At 45.7% G+C, this 17,878-nt stretch carries 15 protein-coding genes and 1 pseudogene; 8 read left to right on the top strand and 8 right to left on the bottom strand.

Annotated elements, in window-relative coordinates; all coding sequences use genetic code 11:
• The 3 genes from F6K46_RS31530 to F6K46_RS31520 all read right to left on the bottom strand — a co-directional run.
• A partial coding sequence (locus F6K46_RS31530) for a hypothetical protein (RefSeq protein ID WP_293064749.1) occupies window positions 1-376 on the bottom strand: 376 nt, incomplete at its 3' end.
• A 100-nt stretch (window positions 377-476) separates the two neighbouring features.
• Window positions 477-2,066 carry a B12-binding domain-containing radical SAM protein gene (locus tag F6K46_RS31525; protein WP_293064747.1) on the bottom strand — a complete coding sequence of 530 codons (1,590 nt, stop codon included), beginning with the start codon at window positions 2,064-2,066 and terminating at the stop codon, window positions 477-479.
• A gap of 514 nt (window positions 2,067-2,580) precedes the next feature.
• Window positions 2,581-4,299 carry an aminotransferase class I/II-fold pyridoxal phosphate-dependent enzyme gene (locus F6K46_RS31520; protein ID WP_293064745.1) on the bottom strand — a complete coding sequence of 573 codons (1,719 nt, stop codon included), beginning with the start codon at window positions 4,297-4,299 and terminating at the stop codon, window positions 2,581-2,583.
• A 415-nt stretch (window positions 4,300-4,714) separates the two neighbouring features.
• Between F6K46_RS31520 and F6K46_RS31515 the strand changes: the two genes are divergently transcribed.
• From F6K46_RS31515 to F6K46_RS31505, 3 genes are all read left to right on the top strand, one after another.
• Entirely contained in the window at window positions 4,715-6,550 is a 1,836-nt protein-coding gene (locus F6K46_RS31515; RefSeq protein WP_293064742.1) for a fatty acyl-AMP ligase, read from the top strand.
• Window positions 6,551-6,881: 331 nt separating this feature from the next.
• A complete protein-coding gene (locus F6K46_RS31510; RefSeq protein ID WP_293064740.1) occupies window positions 6,882-7,013 on the top strand; it encodes a hypothetical protein in 132 nt (43 codons plus the stop codon).
• 166 nt (window positions 7,014-7,179) lie between these two features.
• Window positions 7,180-7,950, top strand: coding sequence for an aspartyl/asparaginyl beta-hydroxylase domain-containing protein (locus F6K46_RS31505; protein ID WP_293064737.1), 771 nt, complete (start codon window positions 7,180-7,182; stop codon window positions 7,948-7,950).
• Here F6K46_RS31505 and F6K46_RS31500 read toward each other — a convergent pair.
• Complete coding sequence (locus tag F6K46_RS31500; protein WP_293064735.1) at window positions 7,898-8,089, bottom strand: hypothetical protein; 192 nt, start codon at window positions 8,087-8,089, stop codon at window positions 7,898-7,900. The genes F6K46_RS31505 and F6K46_RS31500 overlap by 53 nt on opposite strands.
• Window positions 8,090-8,192: 103 nt before the next feature.
• On the opposite strand from F6K46_RS31500, the gene F6K46_RS31495 reads away from it, so the two are divergent.
• From F6K46_RS31495 to F6K46_RS31480, 4 genes are all read left to right on the top strand, one after another.
• The gene (locus F6K46_RS31495; protein ID WP_293064732.1) at window positions 8,193-9,911 is read left to right on the top strand and encodes a GMC family oxidoreductase; all 1,719 of its coding nucleotides are present in this window, start codon (window positions 8,193-8,195) and stop codon (window positions 9,909-9,911) included.
• A gap of 1 nt (window position 9,912) precedes the next feature.
• Window positions 9,913-10,689, top strand: coding sequence for an SDR family NAD(P)-dependent oxidoreductase (locus F6K46_RS31490; RefSeq protein WP_293064729.1), 777 nt, complete (start codon window positions 9,913-9,915; stop codon window positions 10,687-10,689).
• Window positions 10,690-10,878: 189 nt separating this feature from the next.
• The gene (locus F6K46_RS31485) at window positions 10,879-12,657 is read left to right on the top strand and encodes a fatty acyl-AMP ligase (RefSeq protein ID WP_293064726.1); all 1,779 of its coding nucleotides are present in this window, start codon (window positions 10,879-10,881) and stop codon (window positions 12,655-12,657) included.
• A gap of 241 nt (window positions 12,658-12,898) precedes the next feature.
• Entirely contained in the window at window positions 12,899-14,305 is a 1,407-nt protein-coding gene (locus F6K46_RS31480; protein WP_075901440.1) for a glycosyltransferase family 2 protein, read from the top strand.
• Window positions 14,306-14,467: 162 nt separating this feature from the next.
• Here the strand turns inward: F6K46_RS31480 and hpsO are convergent, their stop codons facing one another.
• Both hpsO and F6K46_RS31470 read right to left on the bottom strand, forming a co-directional pair.
• Complete coding sequence (gene hpsO / locus F6K46_RS31475) at window positions 14,468-15,640, bottom strand: hormogonium polysaccharide biosynthesis glycosyltransferase HpsO (RefSeq protein ID WP_075901438.1); 1,173 nt, start codon at window positions 15,638-15,640, stop codon at window positions 14,468-14,470.
• Between the two features lie 31 nt (window positions 15,641-15,671).
• Window positions 15,672-15,869, bottom strand: a complete 198-nt coding sequence (locus tag F6K46_RS31470; RefSeq protein WP_143727706.1) for a hypothetical protein — start codon at window positions 15,867-15,869, stop codon at window positions 15,672-15,674.
• 249 nt (window positions 15,870-16,118) lie between these two features.
• On the opposite strand from F6K46_RS31470, the gene F6K46_RS31465 reads away from it, so the two are divergent.
• A complete protein-coding gene (locus F6K46_RS31465) occupies window positions 16,119-16,388 on the top strand; it encodes a hypothetical protein (RefSeq protein WP_293064723.1) in 270 nt (89 codons plus the stop codon).
• Here the strand turns inward: F6K46_RS31465 and hpsN are convergent.
• Window positions 16,330-17,325, bottom strand: coding sequence for a hormogonium polysaccharide biosynthesis glycosyltransferase HpsN (hpsN, locus tag F6K46_RS31460; protein WP_075906296.1), 996 nt, complete (start codon window positions 17,323-17,325; stop codon window positions 16,330-16,332). The two genes, F6K46_RS31465 and hpsN, sit on opposite strands and share 59 nt — an antisense overlap.
• Window positions 17,326-17,492: 167 nt before the next feature.
• Window positions 17,493-17,878: pseudogene (locus F6K46_RS31455) on the bottom strand (hypothetical protein); the annotation flags it as partial.

The raw sequence follows: 17,878 nt of genomic DNA, 5'->3' as shown, positions 1-17,878 counted from the left end.
ATAAAGTGTAGGCAATCCCAATGCCACCAGGAGGAGCCGGATGATTGGGAACAGTCATGTCCGGTTCTGGAGGAGAGTTCGAGGGAGGAATCCCTCGTTCGACTCTAATAGTGGGCATCCTGCCCGCGCGAAAATAAGGACGAAACGGGCAAGATGCCCATTCCACAGATGACCATTCCATAGAGAACGGGCAAGATGCCCATTCCACAGATGACCATTCCATAGAGAACGGGCAAGATGCCCATTCCACAGATGCCCATTCCATAGAGAACGGGCAAGATGCCCATTCCACAGATGACCATTCCATAGAGAACGGGCAAGATGCCCATTCCACAGATGCCCATTCCATAGAGAACGGGCAAGATGCCCATTCCACAGATGCCCATTCTACCTGACTCTTAAAATCATTCCATTATTAAGCAACGCCCCCTACTCCCTACTCCCTACTCCCTATTCCCTGTTCCCTAAAGAATGAATTATGCGATCGCGGATTCGTTTACCGCCACTTCCTTATCCTTAGCCGGTAAAGGTGCTGGTTTATTAGTCATAAATTCAGCCAGCTGAGCCTCAATTTGGTCACGGACAATTTGGCGATATTCGAGGAAGTGTTCCGCGTAGGCACAAACCACAAAGAAAGAGCCCACCACTTTCGGTTTCTGCTGGATCAGCTTAAACAAACTATTCCAGAAGGTCCAGCGGGTCTTACGGACAACCCCTTGTCGCCAGCATAGGGTGAGTAGCGCCCGGATAGTTATCCAATCAATCCGACGAGGTACAGCATGCCTCGGTAGACCAAGCTTCATAAAGTGGTTGTAGGTGCGGTTTAAAAATCGCTCTGGATCATACAGAGTCCAAAACGCCTCGACATATTCACGAGCAATTTCTTCCACTGGCCGAGTTGGAACAAAATTGATCAAAGTGGTTTGGTTAATATTAGCCCCACCATCGAGAAGTCGTCCTTCTTTTTCAAGGCGATGCCACAGAGCAGTATTAGGCAATGCCTGCAACATACTAAACAAGGCAATAGGAATCGAGGTTTTCTCAATAAACTGGACAATGCGATCGCCTGCGCCAGGTTTTTCCCCATCAAAGCCCATGATAAACCCTGCCATCACCCTCAGACCGGCATTGGTAATGGCATCCACCGATTCACTCAGAGAATCCCGAGTATTTTGGAACTTTTTAGTCAGGGTAAGGCTGTCTTCATCAGGAGTTTCAATGCCCAAAAAGACCACTTTGAAATTACAATCGACCATCAGGTCCATCAGTTCTTGGTCTTGAGCCAAATCCACTGAAGCTTCTGTGATAAAGCTAAAAGGATACTCATGTTCAGCCATCCAGACCTTCATGGCTTTCAGCAGAATCTTGACATTGCGCTTATTGCCAATAAAGTTGTCATCGACTAGAAAAATCCCCCCTTGGAAATTCAGTTCTAAGAGGCGTTCTAGTTCAGCTAACAACTGCTCGGGAGCTTTAGTACGGGGTTTGCGACCGTAGAGGACAATAATATCGCAGAATTCGCACTGAAATGGACAACCCCGAGAGAACTGGATTGCCATAGTGTCATAGGCTTCCAGGTCCAGAAGATCAAAGCGGGGGATTGGGGTTTCCGTAACATCTGGCTTCTCACCATTAGCACGGAACACCCCTTGACTCTCGCCCCGTTCAATCGCTGAGACAAACATCGGTAGGGTAATTTCCCCTTCATCCAAAATCAAGTAATCTGCCCCAGCCGCTTCAGGTTCATGAGGTGAGGTAGTCGGGTAAGGACCACCAACGGCTACCTTTTTCCCACGGCGCTTAGCTTCCTGAATTAGCTCAAGGAAATCTTTTTTCTGGACGATCATACCTGAGAGAATCACCATCTCAGCCCAATCCCATTCTGCCTCCGTTACCTCAGATACATTGCGGTCAACCAGTTTAAAGGACCATGTCTGAGGTAATATCGCTGCTACTGTCACCAAACCTAGGGGTGGCATCAGTGCCTTGCGATTCACCAACTCAATGGTTTTCTCCATTGACCAGAAACTTTTCGGAAACAGAGGATATAGCAATAAAACTCGCATAAGTGGCACCTGAAACGATAGTTAGGTTTTCCGGAATTGATTTATCAGAATGTATCAATTGATCACAGCTGGCTTAACTTAACCAGAGTTGGAAAGATGTCGTTGGCGGATTACCTGTCAGCCACTAACTATTAGGTTAGGTAAATATTAGGTAGGTAACGGGGTGGGAGACTTTTCCCCAGTTAGTTAGTTGCTAAGGCTTGCTAATATATATAGTCTGATCCCCGAGTTAATTTCCACTCAATCCGCCAACGGGGTTTGTAATCTGTAAGTTGCCAGTTTTCCCTTAGATTTCTCTATCAGTAGTTATACTTATCACCAGCTTAAACTGAGCGTTAAATTTCTTCCCCCCCCTTAAATAAGGGGGGATGGGGGGGATCATCTCCCCCTTTGTTAAAGGTGGAATCTTCAATTAGCTTCCCCCGCCTTAAATAAGGGGGGATGGGGGGGATCATCAATAAGCTCAGGTTATGACCGTGTCCAGTATAGTTACTATGAAGATAGTTAATCTTAGTTACTCTAAGGATGATGTCTGGGTACTATCGTCCGGCTGTTGCTTTGCTACTTCTTGAGCCAGGGTGTTCACCGTAAAGCGAATTTGCTCCTCCGTATGGTTACAGGTGATAAAGAAGCGCAGGCGGGCAGCATTTTGCGGCACCGATGGGTAGAACATAAACGGGACATTGATGCCACGCTTAAAGAGATTCTGAGAGAGTTGCACCGACTTCAACGCATCCCCCACAATAATTGGAATCACTGGAGAGTCTTTACTCGTCCCTGTGTTGAGTCCCTGTTTCTGGGCTAATTCCAGGAAAAGTTTAGCTCGCTGGTGCAACAGTGCAACTCGCTCTGGTTCTGCCTTCAGTAGCCTTATGGAAGCCAGCACGGAGGCTGCATTAGGGGGAGCTATGCCAACACTATAGACAAATCCCGGGGAGGTATACTTGAGGTATTCTACCACAGCAGCGCAACCAGCAATATAGCCACCGCAGCTAGCAAAGGACTTGCTGAGGGTACCCATCCACAAATCCACATCAGCGGGATCAACCCCACAGAACTCACCAACCCCTCGACCGTGTTTGCCCAGTACCCCGATGGAGTGAGCTTCATCTACCATCAGGAAAGCTTTGTGGCGTTTCTTGACTGCAATGAACTCAGGCAAGTCGGGAATGTCACCATCAGTACTGTAAACTCCTTCGATCACAATCAGTACCCGTTGATAGTGGTGACGACGCTCCTGGAGTATTTTATCCAATGCCTGACAGTCATTATGAGGAAAAGCAATAATGCTCGCTCCCGACAGGATGCATCCCTGTAGAATACTGTTGTGGCTCAGAGAATCATGTAAGATTAGGTCATTTTTGCCAAATAAGTGACTAATAGTAGTTACGTTAGTAGCATGACCGCCAACATAGACGATACTATCCTCAGTACCAATAAAGTCAGCAATTTCTTTTTCTAGCTCTCGATGTAACGGTTTTTCCCCTGACAACAGACGGCTAGCACAGGCGGAAGTACCATAATGATCTATGGCATCCTTTGCTGCTTGAGAGATAACTGGGTCACCACACATTCCTAGATAATTGTAAGTGGCATAATTAATCAATTCCCGGCCACCAATCTGTGTGGTATTGTTGACAACCCGTTCTTGGGGGGTAAAGAAAGGATTGTTGACCCCCAGCGCTTTGATTTCCTCCTGTTGCAATTGCAGTTTGCGGTATTCTGGGTATAGGTGGAAATTATGGTATTCCGGTGGGATATCTTGGTTGTCTAGCTTTTCTGCATCTTGATTTGGGATTAGACCGTTTTTGGCCGATAATATATGACCATTCGTTTCGGGTATTGACCTCCTTGACGAGGTTTCTAGGTGAGCTTGTGAGTTTCCTGTTGGTTGTTTAGCAACGTATTCCGCCAAATACTCAGCCAATGCCTCAATATTGTCGTGATCCCATAAAAGGGTTGGGGAAAGCCGATGTCCAAGGAAATTCTCCAGCTCTCCGGATAAGTTAACAGCTTCAATAGAATTTAAACCATAATCGGTAAAATCCCGATGAATATCGATTTCTTGGGCATCCAGCTCAAGTACTTCTGCTAGCTTGGACACTAACCAAGTCGCAATGCTTGATGCTGCTTTAGATAATTTTGGGGAACTGACGGTAGATTTGTGATCACTCGTAACCATAGTGGTCGGTGAGCTTTCTTTCCCGTTCCAGACCTGGTTCAACAATTCCATGTTGCACTCCTTCACCACACTAAAAGATTAGATCACCCAACTCCAGTTACTGGCACTGGGTGATCGTCTGCCCTTACCCCTCCATGACTTTTCGATCATTGAGTCTAGTTGTGAACCTTCAACCTCAGCTAATAATGTTCTAAACAGAGATTATGCCTCTATTTCGGTCTAGTTGTCACTCTTGAAGCCAATGAATTGCTATTTTTGGGGTTGACTTGATGGTTATTTTGCCACGAACTACTAAAACTTGTGAAAAATTCTATCAATCAAGTCAAGTCTACCCTCTTGCGCCGATAGCGTTTGACAGGTAAGCTATTTTTCATCTAAAAATCTGTTTCGTAAGATGCAGATTTTGTTGATTGGGTCTGGTAACCTCGCCTCTAGGCTTGGTATGAGGGGAAACTACGCAAGAATAATGCGCGATCGCATAATGGCAAACCATAAAGCTAAATACTCCAACTTAGTCGATCTCGTGGTCGATAGAGCGATAAACCAACCTAACCAAATTGCTTACACTTTCCTAGCAGACGGGGAAACAGAATCTGGACATCTAACCTATCAACAGTTAGATCAACAGGCCAGAGCCATTGCTGCTCAGCTACAGTCTCTAGTTGCCCCTGGCTCCCGTGCCTTATTAGTCTACCCCTATACCGCTGGGTTAGAGTTCATTGCTGCTTTCTTTGGATGTCTGTATGCCTCGGTTGTAGCAGTGACCGCTAATCCCCCCCGGTCTAAACAGGCTATTGCCCAATTACAGCAGCGGGTCATTTCTTCCCAAGCCACAGTAGCCCTTACTACCACAGACCTCTGGAAAAGAATCCAGCAGCAGTGTAGCTCGAATCCAGAATTAGCCCCAACCTTAACTCAACTCTCCTGGATAGAAACCAACGAAATTTCCCCATCTCTAGCATCAGACTGGATTGAAACCGAGCGCCCAGATCAGGATAGCTTAGCGTTTTTACAGTACACCTCAGGGTCTACCGGTAAGCCAAAAGGGGTAATGGTGACCCATGGCAATATCCTGCACAATTCAGCCTTGATCTATCAGTGCTTCGAGCATACCCTTAAAAGTCAAGGAGTGATCTGGTTACCTTTGTTTCATGATATGGGTTTGATCGGTGGTGTGATCCAGCCCATCTATGGGAGATTTCCCGTTACACTCATGTCACCAGTAGCCTTGATACAGAAACCTATTTGCTGGCTGCAAGCCATTTCCCGCTATCAAGCCACCACCAGTGGTGGTCCCAATTTTGCCTATGACCTATTGTGTCGTCAGGTCACTCCGGAACAGATGGAAACTCTAGACCTTAGTAGTTGGGAAGTAGCCTTTTCAGGTGCTGAACCGATTCGAGCCGAAACCCTAGAACGGTTTGCCAAGACCTTTGCCCCTTGTGGGTTTAGAGCAGAAGCATTTTATCCCTGCTACGGTATGGCTGAAACTACATTATTTATTTCCGGGGGATTGAAAGCTAACCCTCTGGTGATTAAGTATGTTGAGCAAGGTGCCCTAGGAGAAAATCAGGTGGTAGCTGCGACTAAAGACCAAAAGGGAGCACAAGGGATTGTCAGCTGTGGTCAGCCCTGGTTAGGTGATCACGTGGTAATTGTTGACCCGGAAACCTTAATAGAGTGCCCAGAAAATAAAGTCGGGGAAATTTGGGTATCTGGTAATGGTGTCGGCAAGGGCTATTGGAATCAACCAGAGGAAACAGAAGGCACATTCGGTGCGTATATAAAAGACACCGGCACTGGACCATTTCTGCGCACCGGAGACTTAGGATTCCTACAAGATGGGCAACTGTTTATCACCGGTCGCCTCAAAGAATTGATGATCCTCTGGGGAAACAACCGCTATCCCCAGCATATTGAAGCAACGGTTGAGAAGAGTCATCCAGCCCTACGACCCAATGCTAGTGCAGCGTTTTCCGTAGATTTAGAAGGGGAAGAACGATTAGTTATTGCTCAAGAGATCAAGCGGAGTTACCTGAGACACTTAGTGGTTGATGAAGTAGTGGCAGCCATTCGTCAAGCCGTAGCCCAAGAGCATATTGCTGATGTTTATGGGATTGTGCTGCTGAAGACCGGAAGTATTCCCAAGACCTCTAGTGGTAAGATTAAACGTCGGGAATGTCGGCTGCGATTTCTTGATGGCACTTTAGAGGCAGTAGGTCAATGGCGACAGAGTCAACTTCAACAGCGTAGTATTACCGATCTGTTGAGTCAGTTGAATGTTGCTGGATCAGAATCCTAAGGTTGTTATTGGGTCAGCTATCAGCTATCAGCTATCAGCTATCAGCTATCAGCTATCAGCTATCAGCTTATGGGTTACTTCACAGTGCTTTTGGTCTGTGCCAGCCTACTGTTAGCGTAGCGTGCGCGTAGCGTAATCGGTGATGCGCGAATAAGCTATGCAGTGGCCTGACAGAGGTTTCCACGGACTGCTGACTACTGACTGCTGAATGCTTAGGTTATTGGGATTATTAAATGTGTTAAAGATTACTAATTCCCAGAAAAGACGAATTAAAGTAGGGTGGGCAAAGTAATATAATCATTAATACTCAAAACAATCAAACTGTGTCTTGATGCAAAGCGCGAGTGGGGGAAACCACGGCAGTCGCTCATGGGGGGAACCCCCAAGACCGCGCTGCCTTCCCAAGACCGCGCTGCATCGCTTTTTGCCCACCCTACAAGCTGTTCGCGTAGCGTGCGCGTAGCGCTTAAGCTGACCGCTGAACGCGCACGCTTGAGCTTTTAGCTCACGGCTGAATACTTACCTAATTCCGACCATCACTAGGAATTTATTATTTTTTTTAGGAACCAGTAAAAAAAATAATTAGGTATGGTAACATATCCCTCTAAGCGCAGCTAAAATAATTAACCATGAAACGTTCTTTAGAGGCTCTTAGGGAGAAAGCCAGAAATTTCCTGATCTATGGTATTGGTATATCACTGATATCCAATTTTGAAAAGCTAATTACTAATTACTCATTAATTGGTAATTCAACCTTCTTCGAGCCTGACCAATTTGATTGGGTAGCTGAGTTAGAATCTCAATGGATGACGATTCGCCAAGAGCTAGATCAAGTCTTGAAATATAGAGATACTCTACCCAACTTCCAAGATATTTCCCCAGACCAGGCTGAGTATGTCAGTACGGATAATCGTTGGAAAACCTATGGCTTTTATGGCTATGGAATTAAAGTTAAACAGAATTGTGAAAAATGTCCGGAAACTACTCGTATTATCGAAAAAATTCCTGGCATGAAAACGGCCTTTTTTTCAATCCTATTACCAGGGAAGCATATCCCTGAACATAGGGGACCTTATAAAGGGGTGATCAGATGTCTTCTAGGATTACGTGTTCCTGAACCGAAGGAAAATTGTCGGATTCGTGTTGGTAACGACATTCGCTATTGGGAAGAAGGGAAAGCAATGATGTTTGATGATAGCTTTCCCCATGAGGTATGGAATCAAACCGATGGGATGCGGGTGGTTTTATTTCTAGATATTGTTAGACCCCTCCGTTTTCCTGCTTCATGGATTAATTTATTATTTATTAAACTAATTGCTTGGTCACCCTTCGTTCAAGAGGCTATGGCTAATCAGAAGAAATGGGAAGAACGTTTAGATAAGGTGTTTGCTCGACAATGAAGCAATAGGGAATCGGGAATCGGGAATCGGGAATCGGGAATCGGGAATCGGGAATCGGGAATCGGGAATCGGGAATCGGGAATCGGGAATCGGGAATCGCTATTATCGTACTTGCTGCATCAAGACTGCAGAGGTACAAAGAATTTTTTCCCTTTTCTTTCTTCCCTGCTCCCTACTCCGTTCGCGTTTGGCCGTAGGCCACACGGGGCGCGTTCGCGCAGCCTCGGGGTCTCCCAGTAAGCGTGACCCACAGCCTTAGTCCCTGCTCCCTAAAACCCCAAGGGCGTAAGTACCTCACCGAATTGAGAAATTCTATAGGTATCCCTGTAGGAATAGTGATAATTTTTGTTCCCTATTCCCTACTCCCTATTCCCTACTCCCTGCTCCCTGCTCCGAAGTCCCTACTCCCTACTCCCTATTCCCTACTCCCTACTCCCTACTCCCTTTACTATATGACAAACGATTTTGATGCCATCATCATTGGTAGCGGAGCTGGTGGAGGAACTGTTGCGTTGGCGCTAGCTAAAGCTGGTAAGCAGGTTTTACTGGTTGAGCGTGGTAACCGATTCATTGACAGTGAACCTTACCAGGACGAGCAACGAATGGTGATCGACATGGCAGCTTTTGATGACCGCACCATCGAGGTTAATGGGCGTAATACCCGATTGTTTATTGGCGGAATTCTTGGTGGTGGGACTTCTCTGTATGGTGGAGTATTGATGCGTCCGAGCCGCAATGATTTCCATCCTGGCAAGTACTATAGTGAATGGCTACCACGTCACCTCTGGGATTGGCCAATTACTTATGATCAGCTCTCCCCCTATTTCGATCAGGCCGAGTCATTATTCCATGTTGCTGGAGATGATCCTAAGAAAATCATCCATGTAGAGACACCAGCCCACAGCTATCCAGCCAAGACTCCTCCCCTTGAGCCGATCAATCAGAAATTGGAGCGGGGGATTGAGAAAGCTGGATTTACTCCCTTCCACTTACCCCTGGGCATCGACTTTAACCGTTGCCTTCGCTGTGCCAAATGTCCAGGCTACTACTGCCCCAATGACTCTCGTGCCTCGACGTTGGTATGTGCTATTGATGGGGCAGTTAGCAATTACCATCTCCAGCTAAAAACTAATACAGAAGCAGAGTGCTTGGTTACCAACGCTCAGGGTAGGGTGGTTGGTGTAAAACTTCGCTGGCGCGATAGTGGTACCATCGAAACGCTAAAAGCTAAAACTTATATTATAGCAGCTGGCGCTATTGGTAGCCCAGTAATCCTGATCAAATCTGGCTTAACTGGTCGTAGTGGTCAGGTTGGCAGAAATTATATGTACCATTGCGGTGCTTTGGCGGCTGGGTTGTTTAGTCAACCTACCGGTGGCGCAGATACCTTCATCAAGCAGTTAGGCTTCACCGATCTTTATTTTGGTTCAGGGGATTTTCCCCATAAGCTCGGGTATTCCCAAACTGTTCCAATCCCTGGGCATCTGAGCATACAAGAAAATTTACCAGTACCGATTCCAGATGCGATCGCAAAATTCCTACTCAAACGGATACTGGCGATGACAGGTTTTGTCGAAGACTTGCCCCAACCCGAAAATAGGGTAGACGTTAGCAATACAGGAGCGATCCATCTAGTCCACAAATTTCATCCTTACGATATTTACCGCTCCCGTTACTATATGCGCCAGCTCAAGAAAGTGATGGGCCATGCTGGGGTAGTATTCATGTTTGGTGCCACCGGGGATAAAGATGATCGTCACACAGCCCATCAAGTGGGCACCACACGTTTTGGTACCGATCCCAACACATCCGTGCTTGACCCATACTGCCGTTTGCACGATCATGACAATGTATTTGTTGTGGATGGTGGATTTATGCCAACCTCGTTGGGGGTTAGTCCTGCTTTAACCATTGTAGCTAATGCACTGCGAGTGGCAGATTATATTAAGGAGACTTGTTAGCATGAAAACTGTTGTAATCACAGGAATTTCCGGCACCCTCGGCAGTGCGTTAGGTCAAGAGTACATCAATCGTGGTTGGCAAGTAGTTGGTGTCACCCGTCAAGAAAGCCTCGAAGGTAACTATTTCAATACATTGTGTGTGTCTCAACAACAAACCCTTGAGGATGCCCAAAAGTTGCTTGAGTATGACCCCGATGTGATTATCCTGAATGCAGGACAAATCGAAACTGAGGTAGGGGATGGAGGAGTGCCACTGGTTGAGATAGTAGAATCGATGAATCGTGTTAACTACAGTTGGCCAGCATTGGTAGCCCTGGAAGCAGCCAAGCTAAAGCGCGAGCGACCCCTCGATGTCGTTGCTATTGGTTCGATCGCAGATGGTAGCCCTTCTTGTTTTGGTCCAGTCTATCATTCTGGTAAAATCGCTTTGCACTATTACTGGTCAGGTGTTGGACCAATCGTTTACCACGCCAGCAATAATCAAATTCGCATGAGGCTTTACCGTCCTGGTGTGATCAGCGGTCCCTTGGCTTGGGCACCAGTGAACCGTCTCAATGAAAAAGGTTATAAAATCCGAGCTAACCGAGTCAATTCTGCTCCTCCTGCTGAAAAAGTAGCTAATACAATCGCCAGCTGGATTGAGAAAAACAAAGAATGGGTGGGAACTTATGATGAGCCTTTTAGCTTTAAAATATTCAAATACCTCTTTGCTTTGTTCCCCAATTTCTTTTACAAACTACAGTTGTTTGGATGGCCTCGGGGCAGCAAATTCGTGTAACTAGGAAATAGGGAATTTTCTCCAAGAGTTTGGGGGTAAACATTAAGCTATCAGCTATCAGCTATTGGCAAAAGAAGAAGGCCAAAGGCTGACAGCTGAAGTCTGTTCGCGTAGCGTGCGCGTAGCGCATATGCTTACAAAGTAATAAGTTTTTTTATGTATGTAAGTTTTTGAGTGCAGGGGTACAAGGTGTCAGAAACTATTCTCCAACCAGCCACGTTAGTTGATATCCTGCGCTACAGAGCAGTTAACCAGCCAGATGCGATCGCATATACCTTTTTGGTGGATGGAGAAACCGAACGGGTCAGTCTGACTTACCAACAGTTGGAGCAACAAGCCCAAGCGATCGCGTTCCACCTGCAATCAATATATTCCCCAGGAGAAACTGCCCTACTCCTTTATCCTCCTGGTCTAGACTATATTTGTGCATTTTTCGGGTGTCTGTACGCTGGGGTTGTAGCTGTCCCCGCTTATCCTCCTAGACCCAATCGCTCCCTTGTCCGTGTTCAGGGAATTGTCAAGGATTCCCTGGCAAAGGTAGCCCTAACTACCCAAGCAATCCTGTCTAATTTAGAGCGCAGGTTTACTCAGGCTCCGGAACTGAAAACACTGCACTGGCTAGCCACAGAAACCATCAACGGCAACTTAGCTCAATCATGGCAGCAACCAGCTATAGATGCTAGCACCATGGCTTTTCTCCAATACACCTCTGGTTCAACCGCTCAGCCGAAGGGAGTAATGATTAGCCACAGCAATCTAGTCCATAATTCAGCTGCTATCTATCAGTATTTTGAGCACACCGACCACAGCAGTGTGGTGAGTTGGTTACCGATGTACCATGACATGGGTCTGATTGGTGGCATACTCCAACCTCTATACGGCGGTTTTCCAGCTACGCTCATGTCCCCGTTGATGTTTTTGCAAAGTCCAATCCGCTGGTTAAAAGCAATTTCCCACTATCGAGCCACCAGCAGTGGCGGACCAAACTTTGCTTACGACTTATGCGATCGCAAAATTAAGCCGGAACAACTAACAAACTTGGATTTGAGTAGTTGGGATATTGCCTTTAACGGAGCTGAGCCAATTAACTCCGCCATCTTGGAGCGGTTTGCCACAAAATTTGAGTCCTGTGGCTTCCGCCGAGAAGCATTCTACCCTTGCTATGGCATGGCTGAAGCCACCTTAATGGTTTCTGGTGGTCTCAAAAGCGCTCCAATTGTCTTAAAAACAGTTGAAGGGGCAGCATTAGAGCAAAATAAAGTTGTGCCAGCTACTGTTGAGCAAGAAGGTACCCTTACCCTAGTAGGCTGTGGTCAAAGTCTGCCAGACCAGCAGATTGTAATTATCCATCCTGAAACCTTAACCCCATGTGACCCAGGAAAAGTAGGAGAAATCTGGGTATCAGGACCAAGCATTGCCCAAGGTTACTGGAATCAACTGGCAGCAACAGAAGGCAACTTTTGCGTAACTCTAGCATCGATGGGGGAGGAGTCATTTATGCGTACCGGTGACTTGGGATTCATGGTCGATGGTGAATTATTTATTACTGGTCGTCTGAAGGATCTGATCATTATCAATGGTCGTAACCACTATCCCCAAGATATTGAATGGACCGTAGAAAACACCCACTCCTTGCTCAGACCGACGTGTTCCGCAGGATTTTCCGTCAATATTGCCGGTGAGGAACAGTTAGTGGTGATTGCTGAGGTAGAACGTAGCTATTGGAAATCGACTCGGCTAGCTACTTCTGATCCTGGTAATGGAGCGAAAGACCATGCCCTTGATACCAAAGAGTTAATCCGGTTAATCCGACGAGCAGTATTACAACATCACGATTTGCAGGTTCATACTGCTCTGTTACTCAAACCAGGTACTATTCCCAAGACCTCTAGTGGTAAGATTCAGCGTCATGCCTGTCGCCAGAGTTTTCTAGCGGGAACTCTGGCTGTTATAAATAATAGGGATTAGCTTTGAGGATTGAGGATTCAGGCTTGAGGCAGACTTAACCTAAAAGATAACCCTATTGATAGTAGTCGATAGCAATCCAAGTAAAGGTTAACAAATGTTTCTATTCCCTATTCCCTTGACACCCCAGATGAGATTTTATGTCCTAAACTATACCTTCCTTGATAGAAATTAACAATTTTGTAACACTTTCGGATAGAATAAGGCATTAGTGGCCTTCGTTGGTAGTTGCAGTACATAACTTATGTCGGAGAATTCCTGGTCAGAAAAAGCGCCAAGCCAAGAGCTGAACCAACTTGGCTCTATGCTGTCTAACTTGTCAGAGGAAGAGTTTGAAACTAGCTTATTTTTCCAGGGACTAGAAGGACGCCGACGCAAAGCAGCTTTAGTTTTAACCATAGTGTGGTGCATGACAATAGCACTGCATTTGGTGTCTTGGGGGATCTGGGTGAGCTTGGGCTTAACAACGATATTAGGAATTCATTGCCTACGGTTCTTGCTGGCTCAACCGTTAAAAACCCCTCAACCCTCTTTAGATGAAGAAAAAGACGATTTTCCCTTTGTGTCTCTGCTAGTAGCAGCAAAAAATGAAGAAAGTGTCATCAGTAATTTAGTTCAGTCTCTGTGTCAATTAGACTACCCCGAAAATCAGTATGAACTGTGGGTAATTGACGATCACAGTACTGACCAAACACCAGAAATATTAGATAAGTTAGCAGCAACATACGACCAGTTGAAGGTACTGCACCGGAGTGCTAATGCCGGGGGAGGGAAATCAGGAGCACTCAATCAGGTACTGGGTTTAACGAAAGGCGAGATTGTAGCAGTATTTGATGCAGATGCTAAAGTTCCCAAAGATATGCTGCAGCGGGTGTTGCCCTTATTTAATAACCCGCGAGTGGGAGCAGTGCAGGTCAGAAAAGCGATCGCAAATGCAGCACTGAATTTCTGGACACGAGGGCAAATGGCAGAAATGGCTCTAGACAGCTATTTCCAACAGCAACGTATAGCAGTGGGTGGGATTGCTGAATTGCGGGGCAATGGTCAGTTTGTCCGACGTTCCGCACTACAGCGTTGCGGTGCCTGGAATGAAGAAACTATCACCGACGACTTAGATTTAACCATTCGCCTACACCTCGATCAGTGGGATATTGGCTTTCTCAATTACCCGCCAGTAGAAGAAGAAGGAGTCACCAGTGCGATCGCACTCTGGCATCAACGGAACCGTTGGGCAGAAGGAGGGTACCAGCGCTATCTCGATTACTGGCGTTTAATTGTAAGTAACCGCCTAGGTTTGCGGAAAACTATAGATTTATTTACCTACTTGATCCTCCAGTACTTTTTGCCCACTGCTGCTGTACCAGACTGTTTGATGGCTATTGCCCGTAACCGTCTACCTATTTTTAGTCCCATTACTGGTCTAACTGTCACCGTATCAGTGATTAGCATGTTTGTCGGGCTGCGCCGCACCAATCAAAATCGACGATTACGTGTTTCTAACCTGTTGGTTCCTCTGTTGCAGACCTTGAGGGGAAACCTTTATCTATTGCACTGGATGCTAGTGATGGCCGCTACTACCGCTCGGATGTCTGTGCGTCCTAAACGGTTGAAATGGGTGAAAACAGTCCATAGAGGTGGTAGCGAAGAATGAAGAATGAAGAATGTAGAATGCAGAATGCAGAATGCAGAATGCAGAATGCAGAATTACAAATTCTAAGTTCTACATTCTAAAATTGTGAATTCTTAATTCTTAATTCTAAATTCTTAATTCTTAATTCTTAATTCTTAATTCTTAATTCTTAATTCTTAATTCTTAATTCTGCATTAATTCCTGATAAAAATCCAAAAGCTGTTTAGCTAACGCCTGATTGGTATACTGCTCCATTGCTCGTACATAACCCAAATCTCCTAATTTCTCAGCCAACTCTGGTTGCTTGATTAGCTGCTGTAAACAATGTCGTAACTCGGACTCATCTTTTTCAGGAAACACCAACCCAGCATCTCCAATCACATAGGGAATTTCTCCAGAATCGGAACCAATTACTGGTACTTTAGATGCCATAGCCTCAATCAGCACATGACCAAACTGTTCCTTCCAACCTACACTAGTTAAGGTTTTAAACTTATAATTAGTCTCTGATGGTAGCACCAGAGTATTCATCACATTAATATAACGAGGTACCTCATCATGGGGAACACTCTCAATCCAAATCAGTTGGTCTTTAATTCCCCATTCTGCCGCCTTTTCCATCAATATCGGCTTGAGGGGACCACGCCCTAGTAGCAGCAACTTCCACTGCATCCCAGATAACCCAGCTAGGGCTTTACCTAAAGTCAGTAATCCCTTCTCCTCTACAAACCGTCCCACAAATCCCACCACAAAGTCATCGGGTTGAATTCCCAACTGCTGTTTTAAATCTGGCTGAGCTTGGGGACGAAACAAGCTTTCATCTACCCCCAATTGGGGCATTACTTTAGCTGGTCCGTTATAACCATGTTGTCGCAGGATTTCTACCCCATCCTGATTCCCACAAATCAGTCCATCGGTATGGCGCAGGTTATACCCTTCCAACACAGACACCGGAAATTTTACCTCGTAGGGCAGATTCCAAAAAGTTAAAAATAGGTTTTTTGCCTTCAGTCCCAATAGCTTATTTAGGGTAATAAATTGAGCATAACCTAATGCCTTAGCTCCCTGTTCCACTTGAATAATGTCGGGGCGAAACTGTTTCAATAAAGGGACAATATCTAGGCCAAAGGTCAGCAGCCCCTGATTATTTTCACTAAAGTTAGACACTGGTACCACCCGAAATGAACCTTCCTCACGGGGTTGGGTTTCAATGATGCGATTTTGGACACCACCAGGACGCCAGCGCCGGGGAACCACCACAGTTACCTCAATATTAGGTTCTAACTGAGCGAGTGTTCGTAACTTCTCGCAGTTAAGGTCAACAATATAGGAGTGGCTAGCAACTAGTATTTTCATGGGTAATTTTTTGACAGTTAACGGTGGCAGGTTAAAGGTTGTTCGCGTAGCGTGGCCTTTTGGCCAAGGTTGTTCGCGTAGCGTGGCCAAAGGCCAAGGTTGCTGGTTGTTCGCGTAGCGTGGCCAAAGGCCAAGGTTGGAGGTTTAAGGTTGGAGGTTGGAGGTTGGAGGTTTGAGGTTTGAGATTGGAGGTTGCAGGTTGCAGGTTGTTCGCTCTTGGCGTTCCCATAGTATCAATCAGCGGTAGTGGTAAAGATGTAGTGATTTGGCTACGGTCTGATCAAGGTTTCGGGTGCTAAAATCACTACTTGTGTACCACTACCGGTTATCACAACACCATTAAATTTGACTTATTATGACTTTAAGCTCCTGAATTATTAATCATAAATTTTAAAGCTTTTAATTAAAGATGCAAGAGCTTATTAGGTTTACTTAATCGTAGTTTTAAGTTTTAAAAACTGGCTTCAACCTTGTCACCTTGGCCAAAAGGCCACGCTACGCGAACAAGCTTCAACCTTGTAACCTTGGCCAAAAGGCCACGCTACGCGAACAACCTTGTCACCTTGGCCAAAAGGCCACGCTACGCGAACAACCTTGTCACCTTGGCCAAAAGGCCACGCTACGCGAACAACCTTGTCACCTTGGCCAAAAGGCCACGCTACGCGAACAAACTTGTAACCTTCAACCAACTAACCTTCAACCTTATAACGGTCTAGCCGACTATAAATTTGACCATCATCCCAGATAGATTTGATGCGTGTACCAAGTGCTTTGAAAAATCCCAACATGTAGAAACCAGCGCGGCTAATAATTTTAATCGGGGAACCACTTTTATTACAAGGAGGATTCCCTAAGACGTGGCAATCAAATAGACGACCAAAGAGCCGTAGCTGTTCACTAAGGGTAAGATTTTTCATCCCCATCAGGAAATGGTTGTGATAAAAGGTCAACTGATACTCAAGCGATCGCGTACTAATATCATGACACCCCCCAGTTTCTTCTCCTAAATGGACTAAATAAGCATCTGGGTCATACCAAATTTGATAACCAGTGCGACGAAATCGCAAACAAAAATCTGACTCCTCACGAACCGCACTCCCCCGGAACTGTTCATCAAAGTGCAGCCCGTACTTGGTAAAAATTTCCCGGCGGAAAGACATATTGCAGCCTCGGGCTGAGATCACCCGTTGAGGCTTAACGGTATGGACTAAGTCTATGTAATACCATGCAATCCCAGGGTCCATGGCCTCCTTAGGCAAGTCCTCAATAGTGTAAGAGGGAGTGGGGGAATCTGCTGCTGCTCCTTTCTCCGCTAGCTTCATCCGGTCAAATACTCGTCCTGCTACTGCCCCAATCTCTGGGGATTGTTCATAGTTACGAGCATGAGCAGTTAAATACCCCGGTGGCATCTTGATATCATCATCGATAAACACAATAATGTCCCCGGATGCCCGCCTTACCCCATAATTTCTTGCCCCAGGTAAACTCGCCCAATCAACCCGGAACCAGCGAATCTTACCAGCATTAGCCAGCTGCTCTAAATAGGATTGAATCTCTGGTTTGTGGTTTCGAGTTTGATCGACAACCAGTACTTCAAAAGCAGGGTAGTCTTGCTTCAGGACATCTTCTAGGGTATCCCGCAAAGGGTCTTCCCGTCCGTAAGTAGGGATAATTACAGAAATCATTGTCGTTGTTTTGAGTACTTTGTCCTTAAGCATTTAACTGCTGATAATGCCGACAATCGATAACAGTTTAACTAACATGCTATCTTTGGACATCCGTGGTTTTATGGAAAGTTCGAGAATTCTCAAGCTAAGAGGTAAAACCAATACCAGCTTAGTACACGGAACAGTTATCCGTGCAGACCTGTAGAAAAAACCGTTTGCCTTTTGCCTTTTCCCTTTTGCCGTTTCCCTTTTCCCTTTTTCGATGTCTTGATACCTCGTTTCTGTTTACGTTTAGGATCGTTTGTCTGTTCTGCCTCTAGTTTCTGTAGTTCCTCTTGTTCTTGGCGATTTATTTCGGGCAACTTGAGGATAACACCAGTCATCAACCAATAATAGATTGCCACTGGATCTACATCCAAGGGATAGTAATAGGTTTGGTAGCTAATAAACAAAATAAGTACCCAATAGCTGGCACCGATACTCCGCAAATCCTTGTTTTTCACTGAGCGGTAAGCCTTGAAGGTAAGTACAGTAATACCAGTTACAAATATTAGAAAAGCCAGCAGCCCCA

The sequence above is a fragment of the Moorena sp. SIO3E8 genome (genome assembly GCF_010692445.1).
Lineage (GTDB): Bacteria > Cyanobacteriota > Cyanobacteriia > Cyanobacteriales > Coleofasciculaceae > Moorena > Moorena bouillonii.
The sequence above is the reverse complement of the archived record's forward strand: the minus strand, read 5'-3'. Positions and strand labels throughout refer to the sequence as shown.